Genomic DNA, 13,341 nt, shown 5'->3' with positions numbered 1-13,341 from the left:
CATCGACGCGCTGGCCGCGTTCGAGGCCGACCCGCAGACCGAGTTGATCGTCATGATCGGCGAGATCGGCGGCGATGCCGAGGAGCGGGCCGCGGCGTACATCCAGCAGCACGTCACGAAGCCGGTCGTCGGCTACGTCGCAGGCTTCACCGCGCCGGAGGGCAAGACCATGGGCCACGCCGGCGCCATCGTCTCCGGCTCCTCGGGCACGGCCGCCGCCAAGAAGGAAGCACTGGAGGCGGCGGGGGTGAAAGTGGGCAAGACTCCGTCGGAAACCGCCGAGCTGGCCAGGACGAGCCTGGCCCAGACGGTCTCCTGAGGAGGGGTCGTGCACTACGACGTCAACCTGTCGATCCTGTTCACCGAGCTGCCGCTGCTGGAGCGGCCGGCGGCGGCCGCCCGCGCGGGCTTCGACGCCGTCGAGATGTGGTGGCCGTTCGACGGGCCGACCCCCGCCGACGCCGAGCTGGACCGGCTCGCCGCCGCCATCACCGAGGCCGGCGTGGCGTTGGTGGGCCTCAACTTCGACGCGGGACACATGCCGTCCGGGGACCGGGGGCTGCTCTCGTCGAAGGCCACGAGTCAGCGGTTCCGGGACAACATCGAGGTGACCACGGGGTTCGCGGGCCGACTCGGCTGCCGGACCCTGAACGCCCTGTACGGCAACACGACCGACGACACCGACCCCGATCTGGCACTGGAGAACCTTGCCCTGGCGGCGAAGGCGGCCGGCGGGATCGGGGCCACCGTGGTCGTCGAGGCGCTCAACTCGTTCGAGAACACCCGGTACCCGATCACGTCGTCCGCGCGGGCGTTCCAGGTGCTCGACCAGGTGCCCGGCACCGCGTTCCTCGCGGACCTCTACCACCTCGGACGGATGGGCGAGGACCTGTCCGCGTTGATCCGCGACCACGCGGGCCGGTTCGGGCACGTGCAGATCGCGGACGTGCCGGGAAGGGGGCAGCCGGGTACCGGCGAACTCGACTACCCGTCGTTGCTGCGTGAGCTGGCCGGCAGCCCCTACCAGGGACCGGTCGGCCTGGAGTACCGGCCCGTGGGGCCAAGCGAAGCGAGTTTCGGCTGGTTGGAGGCAATGCGTTGACCGTGAGCGGAGTTTACGGAACGAACCACCGGCACCGAGCCATCGAGGGGGCGGCGTGAGCGCCGTCATCGGGTTCGTCGGCCTGGGCATCATGGGTGGCCAGATGGCGTCGAACCTCCTCGACGCGGGGTTCGAGGTCATCGGGTTCGACCTGGTGCCCGAGGCGTTGGAACGGCTCTCCACGACCGGCGGCAGGGTGGCGTCCTCGGCGGGACAGGCGGCCGCCGAGGCCGACGTCGTCATCACCATGCTGCCGAACCACTCACACGTCGAGGCGGCCGCACTCGGCGAGGGCGGAGTGCTCGACGGTGCCAAGCCCGGCACTCTCTACATCGACATGAGCTCCATCCGGCCGGCAACCGCACGCAAGCTGGCGGAAGTCGGTGCGGACAGAGGGATCCGCGTCCTGGACGCCCCCGTCTCGGGCGGCGAGAAGGGCGCGGTCGACGGCGTGCTGTCCATCATGGTCGGTGGCAGCGAGGAGAACTTCGCGGCCGCGCAGGCGGTCTTCGCGCCGCTGGGCAAGGCCGTACACGTCGGACCGGCGGGATCCGGACAGACGGTGAAGGCGGCCAACCAGCTGGTGGTGGGCGGCACGTACGCGCTGGTGGCCGAGGCGATCGTGCTGCTGGAGGCGTCCGGCCTCGACGCGTCGGTCGGACTCGACGTACTGGCCGGCGGCCTGGCCGGCAGCCGGATCCTGGAGCTGAAGCGCAGGACCATGGTGGCACGGGAGTTCCAGCCCGGTTTCCGGATCGACCTGCACCACAAGGACATGGGGATCGTCCTCGACGCCGCCCGCGACGCCGGGGTGGCACTGCCGGTCGGCAACCTGGTGGCGGCGCTCATCGCGTCCGCCAGGGCACAGGGCTACGGACAGCTCGACCATTCCGCGCTACTCAAGGTCGCGGAGAACCTGGCCGGAAAGGGGAGCGCGGCATGAGCGGTGGTTGTGTGCTCGAGTTTGGTGCCTGCATACCCGTTTCCGGGAAGGAGGCCGCGGCATGAGCGGTGCTTGGGGTGCGCACGGATGGGACCTTGGTGCGGGCACGTTCGTTTTCGGGAAGGGGAGCGCGGCATGAGCGGTGTTCGGCGTGGCTGTGCGCACGAATGGGACCTTGGTGCGGACACGCTCGTTACCGGGTGCTTGCGGAGCCCGTGCGTACGAATGGGACTTTCGTACGGGGCCGGGGAGCAAAGTGGACGGTTCGCTCGTTGCCGGGAAGGAGCGCACGGCCTGACCGGACCCCGAGGAGCCTGTGCGCACGAATGGGACTTTCGTACGAGGTCAGGGAGCAAAGTGGACGGTTCGCTCGTTGCCATGGAAATAGCGTCGGGCAGGGCGGGTGAGAGGGCGTCATGATCCCGTGCATGGAGGCCGCCGTCGCGGTGATGGAGTCCGAGGGCGTCGACATCGTGTTCGGCATCCCAGGGGCCGCGATCCTGCCGCTGTACGCGGCGATGCGGAACAGCGGTATCAGGCACATCACCGTGCGGCACGAGGAAGGCGGCACCCACGCGGCGGACGGCTGGTCCCGAGTCACCGGCAAGGTCGGAGTGTGCGTCGGCACCTCCGGTCCTGCCGGCACCAACATGATCACCGGCCTGTACACCGCGCTCGCCGACTCGGTCCCGCTCATCTGCCTCACCGGGCAGGCGCCGAGGGCGAAGCTGCACCAGGAGGCGTTCCAGGCGGTCGACATCGTGGAGATCGCCAAGCCGGTGACCAAGTGGGCCGTGCAGCTGAAGGAGCCGGGGCAGGCGCCGTGGGTGTTCCGGGAGGCGTTCCGGATCGCCCGGTCGGGCCGGCCGGGGCCGGTGTTGATCGACCTGCCGCTGGACGTCCAAAGAGGACTGTGCAACTACGATCCAGAGCTCGACGCGCCCTTGCCCGTCGAAGTCCCGCAGCCGCATCCCGGGCGTGTCCGCGCCGCGGTCGAGCTGCTGGCGGGCGCGCAACGGCCCCTGATCCTGGCCGGCGGTGGTGTCATCATCGCGGACGCGGCAGGCGAGCTTCGTGAGCTCGCCGAGACGCTGAACGTCCCGGTGCAGGTGACGCTGATGGGCAAGGGCGCGTTTCCCGAGAACCACGAGTTGTTCGCCGGCATGGCGGGCATCCAGACGCAGACGCGCTGGGGCAACCAGGCGTTCCTGGAGAGCGACGTGGTCCTCGCGGTCGGCGCGCGGTTCGGGGACCGGCACACCGGCGACCTCGAGGTGTACCGCGGGGCACGCAAGTTCATCCACGTGGACATCGAGCCGACGCAGCTCGGCAGGGTGTTCGAGCCGGACCTCGGGATCGTCGGGCACGCCCGGCCGACCCTCGCGGCGCTGGCGTCCGCGGCGCGATCCCTGGTGCCGCACGGGAGTTCGTGGCCGTCGCGGGTCGCGTCGCTGCGCTCGTCGCTGGCGCGGCGGGACGACTTCGACGACGTCCCGATCAAGCCGCCGCGGGTGTACCGGGAGATCAACGAGCACTACGGCGAGGACACGACGTTCGTCACCGCCATCGGGCTGTACCAGATCTGGTCGGGGCAGTTCCAGCACACGTTCCTGCCGCGCCGGTACCTGGTGTGCGGCCAGGCCGGCCCGCTCGGCTGGGAGGTCCCGGCGGCGATGGGCGTGAAGTGCGCGTTCCCGCGGCGGCGGGTCGTCGCGGTGGCGGGTGACTACTCGTTCCAGTTCCTGATGGAGGAGATCGCGGTCGCCGCGCAGTACCAGATCCCGTTCGTGATCGTGATGGTCAACAACGAGTACCTGGGGCTGATCCGCCAGGCGGAGCTGCCCTACGACATGAACTACGCGGTGGACCTGCACTACGGCGAGGGCGGCATCGACCACGTGCAGCTCATGGCGGCGTTCGGCTGCCCCGCGCGGCGCGTCGAGCGGCCGGGCGACATCTCCTCGGCGCTGGAGTGGGCGGACACGGAGTCCGACCGCCTGTCACTCCCGGTCCTCGTCGAGATCATGGTCGAGCGCGAGGCCAACGCGGCGATGGGCCCGTCACTCGACCAGATCAAGGAGTTCGAGCCGGTCCCGGAGCTGACCCCGGCAGGGGACTGACCGGGACCACCGGCGCCTCCACCGGCCGCTCCTCCGGTGGAGGCGCCCGATCCGACACCGCGCTAGCCGGCCGCGCATGCCGCCGCCGCCTCGACCAGTGCGGCGAGTGCGCGGGACCGCGCGTCCTCCGGCCACGCGATGGCCAGGGTGGTCGTCGGGCCGTCGGTCAGCGGGACGCAGGTCAGGTCCGAGTGGAGGTACTGGGCGGTGGACGCGGGCATGACCGCGACCGTGCGGCCCAGGGCGACCAGCTGCAGCAGTTGGGCGCTGTCCTGGACGAGCGGCCCGCCGTTCGCCGGGGAGCCCGGCCAGTGCGGGAGCTGCTCGCCGGCCAGGTCCGCCATGGTCGCGGCGCGGCGGCCGGCCAGCCGGTGGGTGCGGGGGAGCACCACGACGGACCCCTCGGTCAGCAGCTCCTCGTACGCGAAGCCCTCCGAGTCGTCGTAGGGGAACCGCAGCAGCGCGGCGTCCGCCCGGCCCTCGCGGAGCATGACGGACTGCTCGCCGATCCCGCAGATGTGGAGGTCCACCTCCATGCCGTACTTCGCGAGGATCTTCTCCAGCAGGCCGGCGTCGGTGTTCGGCTTCGTGGCCAGGACCAGGTGCTCGCTGCCCGCCCGCTGTGCCCGGCGCTCGGCCGCGGTGAGGGCCGTCAGCGCCTTGCGGCCCTCGTGCAGGAGCACCTCGCCCGCGTCGGTGAGCGTCACCGACCGGCTCGTGCGCGCCAGGAGCGTCACGCCCATCCGGCGTTCCAGCCGCTGGATCGTGCGGGACAGCGGCGGCTGGGCGATGCCGAGGCGGGTCGCGGCCCGGCCGAAGTTCAGCTCCTCGGCGACCGCGACGAAGTACCGAAGCTCCCGCGAATCCATACCCTCAGGGTATCCCTGCCGACCCAGCCGGTCTTGGACGTCGCGACGCCCGCGCGACCAGGCTGGGGACATGACCACAACAGCACTGGTGACCGGGGCCAACAAGGGCATCGGGTTCGAGATCGTGAAGCAGCTTCTCGCCAGGGGCGTCGACGTGTACCTGGGGGCCAGGGACGTCGAGCGCGGGGAGAAGGCCGCCATCGACACCGGCGCCCGTTTCGTCCAGCTCGACGTGACCGACCCGGAGTCGGTGCGCCGGGCGGCCGCCTCCATCGAGCGCCTCGACGTGCTCGTCAACAACGCCGGCGTCGTCGGCGGGCGGGGCCAGTCCCCGGGCGGCGCCGACCTCGACGCGGTCCGGACGGCGTTCGGGACCAACGTGTTCGGCGTGATCACCGTGACGGACGCGTTCCTGCCGCTGCTGCGTGAGTCGGCGCACCCGCGGGTCGTCAACGTGTCCAGCACCGTTGGGTCGCTGACGGGCATGTTCGCCCACGAGAGCCCGATCGGCGTCGCCTACCCGCCGTCGAAGGCCGCGCTCAACGCCGTGACCCTGCAGTACGCCAAGGCGTTGAAGGACACCGCGGTCAAGGTCAACGCCGTCTGCCCCGGCTACTGCGACACCGACCTCAACAACCACTCGGGGTACCGCACGCCCGCCCAGGGTGCGCGCATCGCGGTGGAGATGGCGACCCTGGGCGACGACGGTCCGACCGGCTCCTTCTACGACGACGAGGGCGTCGTCGCCTGGTGAGTGCGCAGCCAGGCCGCGGTGTCCGGCGGGAGCTCGTTCCCGTCCAGCGCCCGGCTCGCCAGCAGCACCTCGGCGTGCGGGGGTAGTTCGGCCGGCGTGCCGGACAGGTTGACCACGCAGGCGAAGCCCTCGTCACGGGAGAACGCCAGCACGCCGGCCGGCTGGCCGTCGAGCCAGCTCAGTTCGCCGTCGCCGAGTCCTGGCTCGGCTCGGCGCAGCCTCAGCGCGCTCCGGTACAGCTCCAGCATCGACGCCTCGTCGCCGGTCTGTGCCTCCACTGTGGACGCCCCCCAGTTCGCCGGCTGCGGGAGCCACGGCGGCGTGCCGGTGGTGTTGAAGCCGTACGGCGCCGCGGTGCCCGACCACGGCACCGGCACCCGGCAGCCGTCGCGGCCGATGTCGGCGCCCCTGGTGCGCTTGAACACCGGGTCCTGGCGGACCTCGTCCGGCAGGTTCTCCACCTCGGCCAGGCCGAGCTCCTCGCCCTGGTAGACGTACACCCCGCCGGGCAGGGCCATGGCGAGCAGGGCGGCGGCGCGGGCGCGGCGGGTGCCGAGCGCGAGGTCGGTCGGCGCCTGGTGCTGCCGGTCGGCGAAGGAGAAGGACGTGTCGGCGCGGCCGTAGCGGGTCACGTGCCTGGTCACGTCGTGGTTCGACAGCACCCAGGTGGCCGGGGCGTGCACCGGCGCGTGGGCGGCCAGCGTCGCGTCCACGACCTCGCGGAGCCGCTTTGCGTCCCACGGGCAGGACAGGAAGTCGAAGTTGAACGCCGAGTGCAGCTCGTCCGGGCGCAGGTACATGGCGAACCGCAGCGGGTCGGGTAGCCACATCTCGCCGACGAACACCCGCTTGTCCGCGTAGGAGTCGGCGATCCGGCGCCATTCCCGGTAGATCTCGTGCACGCCGTCGAGGTCGGAGTACGGCAGGCGGCCGTTCGGGTCGCCGACGTCCGGCAGGCCGTCCTGCTTGACCAGGCCGTCGGCCACGTCGATGCGGAAGCCGTCGACGCCCCGGTTGAACCAGAACCGCAGGATGTCGGCGAACTCGGCGTGCACGGCCGGGTTCGTCCAGTTCAGGTCCGGCTGGCGGGAGCTGTACAGGTGCAGGAACCACTGGCCGGGCGTGCCGTCGGGCTCGCTGACCCGGGTCCACGCCGAGCCGCCGAAGCGGGACTGCCAGTTGTTCGGCGGCAGCTCGCCGTGGTCGCCCCGGCCGTCGGCGAACCAGAACCGCTGGCGCTCGGCGGAGCCGCGGCCGGCCCGCACCGCGGCGGCGAACCAGGGGTGCTCGTCCGAGCAGTGGTTCGGCACGATGTCGATGATGATCTTGATGCCCAGGTTGTGAGCCTCCTCGATCAGCTTCTCGGCCTCGGCGAGCGAGCCGAACGCCGGCTCGATGTCGCGGTAGTCGGACACGTCGTAGCCGCCGTCGTCCAGCGGCGACGGGTACCACGGGTTGAACCAGATCGCGTCGATCCCGAGGTCGGCCAGGTACGGCAGCCGTGACCGCACACCCGCGAGGTCGCCCGTGCCGTCACCGTCACCGTCCGCGAAGCTCCGCACGTAGACCTGGTAGATCGCGGCGCCACGCCACCACTCTGATTTGCTGTTCATTTCACCCCTTGAGACTGCCGGCGGTGAGGCCGGCGAGGATCTGCCGTTGGAAGATCAGGAACGCGACGACCATCGGCACACTTGCGATGACCAGACCGGCCAGCATCAGGTTGATGGGCGTGTCCGGCTCGAAACGCTGCAGCGCCACGGAAAGCGTCTGCACCTCCGGGTCCTGCAGCACGAGGAGCGGCCAGATGAAGTCCTTCCATGCCGCCACGATCGAGAAGATCGACACCACCGCGAGGATCGGCCTGGACAGCGGCAGCACGATGCGCACCATGGTCGTCACACTGCCGGCGCCGTCGATCCTGGCCGCGTCGAGGAGATCCGTCGGGATCTGGTCGAAGAACCGCTTCAGCAGGTAGATGTTGAACGCGTTCGCCGCCGCCGGCAGCCAGATCGCGGCCGGCGAGTTGACCAGGTTCACCTCGACGAGTGGCACGTCGGTGATCGCGAGGTAGGTCGGCACCAGCAGCGCGGACGCCGGCAGCATCAGCGTGGCCAGCATCAGCCCGAGGATCCATTTGCCCAGCACCGGCCGCAGCTTCGACAGCGCGTACGCCGCCGGCACCTGCACCGCGAGCTGGATCAGCCAGGCGCCGGCCGCGACGATCACCGTGTTCTTGAAGTACCTGGCGAGGTCCATGAAGTCCCACGCCTCGGTGTACGCGCCGGCGTCGAAGTGCTCCGGCAGCAGGGTCGGCGGGTTCCTGGCCAGCTCTGGCGCGGTCTTCATGGCGCCGAGCAGCATCCAGACGAGCGGCACCACGAACGCGATCGTGAACAGCGCGATCACCAGCGCGAACACCAGCCAGTAGCCGGTCCGCCCGCGCCTGGTGCGCAGCGTCCACGGTGAGATCAGTGTCCTCATTGGACCCTCGTTCTGGTGAGCCGGAGGTATAGCGCGGAGAACGCGCCCAGCACGACGAACAGCATCAGGGAGAGCGCGCTGGCGGTGCCGAAGTCGTTGTAGGTGAAGGCGTAGCGGTAGAGGAGGAGCAGGAGGGTGACCGTCGAGTCCTCCGGACCGCCGCCGGTCATCACGTACGGCTCGGTGAACACCTGCATGGTGGCCACGATCTGCAGCAGCATCATGATCAGCAGCACGAACCTGGTCTGCGGGATCGTGACGTAGCGCAGGCGCTGCCACACGTTCGCGCCGTCCAGCTCGGCCGCCTCGTACAGCTCACCGGGGATGGTCTGCAGCGCCGCGAGGTAGATCAGCGTCGCCGAGCCCATGGCGGACCAGGTGGCGACGAGGACCAACGACAGCATCGACGTGTCGGCCGAGTTCAGCCACGCCAGCGGCGGCAGGCCGACCGTGTGGAGCAGGCTGTTGAACAGGCCGGGACCCGGGTCGTAGAACCACTTCCACAGGATCGCCACCACGACCGGCGGCAGCATCACCGGAATGTAGACGACCAGGCGGAAGTACGCCTTCGCGTGCCGCAGCTCGTTCAGCACGATGGCCACCGCGAACGGGATGGCGAACCCGATCACCAGCGCGAGCCCAGTGAAGATGAGCGTGTTGCGCCAGGCGATGCCGAACAGCGGGTCGTTGAACAGCGTCACGAAGTTCTGCCAGCCGACCCACTCCGCGGGCGTCACGAAGTTGACCTGCTGGAAGCTCAGCAGGACGCCCCGGATGATGGGATACCAGGAGAACAGCGCGAAACAGATCAGCGCGGCACACAGGAACCCGTAGGCGGTCAGGTTCTCGGTGATCTTTCGCCGGAGCCGCTCGGCCGGGCGGCGCGGGGCCCGCGCCGGACGCCTCTCGACGTCCGGCGCGCGCACTGCTGTCGTGGTCACTTGACCTGTGCCAGTGCGGAGTTCACCTTGCCCTCCGCGTCGGACAGTAACTGGTCGATGTTGGCGTCGGCGTTGGTCAGGATGCCCTGCATCACGTTGTCGAGCGCGGCGTAGATCTGTTGCGCGTTCGGCGGCTCGATCTTCTTGTCCATGTCGGCCAGGCCGTCCACGTAGGACTTGTAGTTCTCGGTCGGCATGGTCGCGTACTTCTCCCGCAGCGTCGTCTGCTGGTCACGCAGCGAGCCGGTCCAGATGTCGGCGGAGCCGGCCGGCGGCGAGGTGGGCAGGCCGATCGGCTGGTTCTGGTCGGCGTACCGTTTGAGGTCGGCGTCCATGCGGTCGGGGTTCAGGTACTTCCAGGAGATCCACTGCAGGCCGGCGCGGATCTTCTCCGGCGAGGCCTTCGGGTTGATCATGTAGCCCTCGCCGCCGATCAGGGTGCCGTTGCCGCCGGGCAGCGGCGCGAGGCCGTAGTCCGCGTAGTTCCCCTTGAACTGGTTGACCAGCACCGGCACGTTGTCCGGCGCCGCGAGGTACATGCCGAGCTGGCCGGCGCCCATCATCCGCTGGACGTCCTCGATCACCAGCAGCTGCTTGGTGCCCATGGTGTTGTCGGTCCAGCGCATGTCGTGGAGGGCCTGGGCGACCTCCTTGCCCTTGCTGTTGTTGAAGTCCGCGACCCACTTGCCGCCGTCCTGCTTCGCGACGTCGCCACCCACGGAGTACATCCAGGTCGTGAAGTGCCAGCCACCCTGGTTGTTCTTGCTGTACTCGGCGAAGCCGACGGTGTTGTTGCCGAGCGCGGTGATCTTCTTGGCGGCCTCGCGGACCTCCGGCCAGGTCTTCGGCGGGCTGTTCGGGTCCAGCCCGGCCTGCTGGAAGAGCTTGCGGTTGTAGAGCAGGCCCATGGAGTAGTTCGCCGTCGGCAGGCCGTAGACCTTGCCGTCCTTGGTGAAGATGTCCTTGAGCGCGGGCTGGATCTCGTCGTAGTGGGGGACGTCGGAGACGTAGTTCGTGATGTCGGCGGCCTGCCGGCGGGCGATCAGGTTGGCCGGGTCGGTCAGGTAGACGTAGTAGACGTCCTCCAACTGGCCACCGGCGAGCTTGGAGTTGAACGTCTTGGGGTCCATGAACCCCTCGTGCGGCTGGATGTCGATGTTCTTGTGCGTGCGCTCGAACTCGGCGACGTCCGCGTCGAAGATCTTGCGCTCGAACGGCTGAGTCTTGGGTGGCTGACCGGTGACCGTGATCGCCACCTTGCCGTTCGAGCTGCCGCTGTCACTGCTCTCGCCGCAGGCGACCAGGCCGAGGCCCAGGCCGGCGGTCAGTAACAGGGCGAGTGTCCGGGACTTCATCGTGCTTAGCACCCCTTCGGCCGGGGACTGCTCGGAAATTAGATGAGCAGCAGAATAAAACCGGCCGACGGGCTGGTGCAAGAGATCGACAGATAGATGCAAAAAGGTGATGGTCAGGTCATGGCGGCTCGGGTGCGTGCCGGGGCCGCCGAGGCGCGGACCACCAGCTCCGGTTCGAAGAGCAGTTCCTCCTTGGCGACCTCGCTGCCGGCGATGAGGTTGGCCAGCAGCTCGACCGCGGCGCGGCCCATCGCCTCGATGGGCTGACGGACGGTGGTCAGGGGCGGGTCGGTGCAGGTCATGAGCGCGGAGTCGTCGTAGCCGATGACCGAGACGTCCTCCGGCGTGGACAGGCCGAGCCTGCGCACCGCGCGCACGACGCCGAGCGCCAGCAGGTCGCTCGCGCAGATCAGGCCCGTGATGCCGTTCTGCACGAGTCGCGTGCCGACCGCCTGGCCACCCTCGATAGAGAACATGGTGTGGCCGATCGTGTGCTCGTCGGCATCGAGCCCGACCCGCGCCGCGCACTGCCGGAACGCGACGAGCTTGCGGCGTGAGGGGATGTGGTCGCGCGGGCCGAGCACCATGCCGATCCGCTGGTGGCCGAGCGCGACGAGGTGCCCGAACGCCTGCTCGACGGCCACCGCGTCGTCACAGGAGACGACCGGGTAGTCGAGGTCGATCGAGGCGTTGACCAGCACGACCGGCAGCTTGCGGCGGACCAGCTCGTAGTGGTGCTCGTGGCTGGCGTCCTCCTCGGCATGGCTGCCACCGGCGAAGACGACGCCGGAGACCTGCTGCGCGAGCAGCAGCTCGACGTAGTCCGGCTCGGCGACGCCGCCGGTGCAGGTGCAGAGGACGGGGGTGAAGCCCTGCTGCGCGAGCGCGCTGCCGACCACGTCGGCGAGGGCGGGGAAGATCGGGTTCTGCAGCTCGGGCAGCACGAGCCCGACCAGCCGGGCCCGCTCGCCGCGAAGTTGTGTCGGCCGTTCGTAGCCGAGGACGTCCAGGGCGGTCAGGACCGCCTGGCGGGTCGCCTCCGAGACACCGGGCTTGCCGTTGAGCACCCGGCTGACGGTCGCCTCGCTGACACCCACCTTCTTGGCTACTTCAGAGAGCCGTCGTTGCGCCATGAACGAAAGTCTACGACAAGTCTTGCAAGTGCTTGCGTTGACTTGCGTAACACCGATCACAAGGACGCGGATGTGCGGCCGGGTGCCGAGTCGGAGGACGGGGCGGGGTTCCAGGCCCGGTGGCGGGCGTCGGCGACGCGAGCGCCGCCGTCGTGGCCCTGCCGCGGCGGTGGTGCCGGCCGCGGCGGCGGGTGGTGTCGGGCCGCGACCGGCGAACGCGCACGCCCGAGGGGACGTCGAGGCGGCCCTCGCGGGGGCCGCTGTTGGCGGTGTGTCCTACCCTCCTCCTCTTGATCGGGGTGGCAGGATGCGGCCGGGGAGGTGGTCGGTTTGGCGGAGTCCGTGTTGCCGGCCACTGTCGTGACCGCGCACCTCGCGGCGTGTGCGGAGTCGCTCGCCGGCGCCGAGCTTCCCGTCGCCGACATGGCCGAGGCGGTCGGCCATCTGGTCGCCGGCCAGGAGCACATCTCGGCCGCGCTCACCGGCCTGGCGGCCCGTCTCGCCCGCGGTCCGGTCTCCGAGGAACGGGCCGCGCTCGTCGAGGTCCTCCGTGCCGCCGCGGCGGCGTCCTCCCATGCCGCGGAGGCTCTCGCCGCCGGTGGACACCTGTTCGAATCCGTTGCTAACGAAACGAGCTTTTAGCTGGTCAGAGCCACATTTGCGGCGTAGAATAGAACAAGTCCGCGAATGGGAGGTTCGTCTATGCGAAGCGTCTGGAACGGCACGATCAGGCTGGGTCTCGCGAGTATCCCGGTGAAGGCGTACGGGGCGACCGAGGAGCAGGGGACCGGCCTGCACCATGTGCACGTGGCCGACGGCGGGCGGGTGCGGCACCGGAGGGTGTGCGAGGTCGACGGCGCCGAGGTGGAGCTGGCGGAGCTGGCGCGCGGGTACGTGCTGCCGGGCGGCGAGACGGTGGTGCTGACGGAGGAGGACTTCGCGAAGCTGCCGCTGCCGACGTCACGGGCCATGGAGGTCCAGGCGTTCGCCCAGGTGGAGGAGATCGACCCGATCTACTTCGCGCGGAGCTACCACCTGGAGCCGGAGCCCTCCGGGGTGAAGTCGTACGTGCTGCTGGCCGAGGCGCTGAAGCGGTCCGGCCGGGTCGCGGTGGTGAAGATCGCGCTGCGGCAGCGGGAGTCGCTGGCGGTGCTGCGGGTACGCGACCAGGTGATCGTCCTGGAGACGATGCTGTGGCCGGACGAGATCCGTACGCCGGACTTCCCGTTCCTGCACCAGGAGGTGTCGATCTCCGAGCACGAGCTGCACGAGGCGACCGATCTCGTGGAGACGCTGTCCGAGAAGTTCACGCCGTCGCGGTACGAGGACAGTTACCGGAGTGCGCTGCAGGCGCTGGTCCAGGCGAAGATCGACGGGAACGAGACGGTGCAGCCGGCGTCTTCCGCGCAGTTGGATGGCGCCGCGGATCTGCTGGGGGCTCTGCGGGAGACGGTTGCCGGCAAGAGGAGGCCTCGGCAGCGGGTCGAGGACGCCCGCACGGCGGAGGCCGCTGCGGCTGCTGCTTCGGCCAAGGCGAGGGCTGCTGCCAGGCGGAAGGGCGCCAGAGCCAAGCGTTGATTGGCGGCGTGGGGCTGGTGGTCGGTGGCTGGGGTCGCCGGGTTCGGGGTCCTCCGGGGGCG

The 13,341-nt window shown here is 69.8% G+C and carries 12 protein-coding genes and 1 pseudogene; 7 read left to right on the top strand and 6 right to left on the bottom strand.

Features of this window, described 5'->3' with window-relative positions; genetic code table 11:
* The 4 genes and pseudogenes from VET29_RS29750 to gcl all read left to right on the top strand — a co-directional run.
* Positions 1-319, top strand: a pseudogene (locus tag VET29_RS29750) (succinate--CoA ligase subunit alpha); the annotation flags it as partial.
* A 9-nt stretch (positions 320-328) separates the two neighbouring features.
* The gene (locus VET29_RS29745) at positions 329-1,102 is read left to right on the top strand and encodes a hydroxypyruvate isomerase family protein (RefSeq protein ID WP_324926506.1); all 774 of its coding nucleotides are present in this window, start codon (positions 329-331) and stop codon (positions 1,100-1,102) included.
* A gap of 55 nt (positions 1,103-1,157) precedes the next feature.
* Complete coding sequence (locus VET29_RS29740; RefSeq protein ID WP_324926504.1) at positions 1,158-2,045, top strand: 2-hydroxy-3-oxopropionate reductase; 888 nt, start codon at positions 1,158-1,160, stop codon at positions 2,043-2,045.
* 428 nt (positions 2,046-2,473) lie between these two features.
* The gene (gene gcl, locus VET29_RS29735) at positions 2,474-4,165 is read left to right on the top strand and encodes a glyoxylate carboligase (RefSeq protein ID WP_324926501.1); all 1,692 of its coding nucleotides are present in this window, start codon (positions 2,474-2,476) and stop codon (positions 4,163-4,165) included.
* Between the two features lie 62 nt (positions 4,166-4,227).
* Here the strand turns inward: gcl and VET29_RS29730 are convergent, their stop codons facing one another.
* The gene (locus VET29_RS29730) at positions 4,228-5,034 is read right to left on the bottom strand and encodes a LysR family transcriptional regulator (RefSeq protein ID WP_324926499.1); all 807 of its coding nucleotides are present in this window, start codon (positions 5,032-5,034) and stop codon (positions 4,228-4,230) included.
* 70 nt (positions 5,035-5,104) lie between these two features.
* On the opposite strand from VET29_RS29730, the gene VET29_RS29725 reads away from it, so the two are divergent.
* A complete protein-coding gene (locus VET29_RS29725; protein WP_324926497.1) occupies positions 5,105-5,788 on the top strand; it encodes an SDR family oxidoreductase in 684 nt (227 codons plus the stop codon).
* Here VET29_RS29725 and VET29_RS29720 read toward each other — a convergent pair.
* The 5 genes from VET29_RS29720 to VET29_RS29700 all read right to left on the bottom strand — a co-directional run bounded on the left by VET29_RS29720 (position 5,758) and on the right by VET29_RS29700 (position 11,701).
* Entirely contained in the window at positions 5,758-7,401 is a 1,644-nt protein-coding gene (locus tag VET29_RS29720; protein WP_324926495.1) for a glycoside hydrolase family 13 protein, read from the bottom strand. The two genes, VET29_RS29725 and VET29_RS29720, sit on opposite strands and share 31 nt — an antisense overlap.
* Position 7,402: 1 nt before the next feature.
* Positions 7,403-8,272, bottom strand: coding sequence for a carbohydrate ABC transporter permease (locus VET29_RS29715; protein WP_324926493.1), 870 nt, complete (start codon positions 8,270-8,272; stop codon positions 7,403-7,405).
* Positions 8,269-9,198 carry a sugar ABC transporter permease gene (locus VET29_RS29710; protein WP_324926508.1) on the bottom strand — a complete coding sequence of 310 codons (930 nt, stop codon included), beginning with the start codon at positions 9,196-9,198 and terminating at the stop codon, positions 8,269-8,271. Before VET29_RS29710 ends, VET29_RS29715 begins: the two co-directional genes overlap by 4 nt.
* Positions 9,199-9,209: 11 nt before the next feature.
* Complete coding sequence (locus VET29_RS29705) at positions 9,210-10,568, bottom strand: ABC transporter substrate-binding protein (protein ID WP_324926491.1); 1,359 nt, start codon at positions 10,566-10,568, stop codon at positions 9,210-9,212.
* Positions 10,569-10,681: 113 nt separating this feature from the next.
* The gene (locus tag VET29_RS29700) at positions 10,682-11,701 is read right to left on the bottom strand and encodes a LacI family DNA-binding transcriptional regulator (RefSeq protein ID WP_324926489.1); all 1,020 of its coding nucleotides are present in this window, start codon (positions 11,699-11,701) and stop codon (positions 10,682-10,684) included.
* 330 nt (positions 11,702-12,031) lie between these two features.
* On the opposite strand from VET29_RS29700, the gene VET29_RS29695 reads away from it, so the two are divergent.
* Together VET29_RS29695 and VET29_RS29690 are read left to right on the top strand one after the other, a co-directional pair.
* Positions 12,032-12,343, top strand: a complete 312-nt coding sequence (locus VET29_RS29695) for a hypothetical protein (protein WP_414636654.1) — start codon at positions 12,032-12,034, stop codon at positions 12,341-12,343.
* Positions 12,344-12,403: 60 nt separating this feature from the next.
* The gene (locus tag VET29_RS29690; protein WP_324926485.1) at positions 12,404-13,279 is read left to right on the top strand and encodes a Ku protein; all 876 of its coding nucleotides are present in this window, start codon (positions 12,404-12,406) and stop codon (positions 13,277-13,279) included.
* Positions 13,280-13,341: the final 62 nt, after the last annotated feature.

The organism is Actinophytocola sp., assembly GCF_035634895.1.
Classification (GTDB): domain Bacteria; phylum Actinomycetota; class Actinomycetes; order Mycobacteriales; family Pseudonocardiaceae; genus Actinophytocola.
Note: the sequence above shows the minus strand (reverse complement) of the source record. Positions and strands in the feature narration are given on the sequence as shown.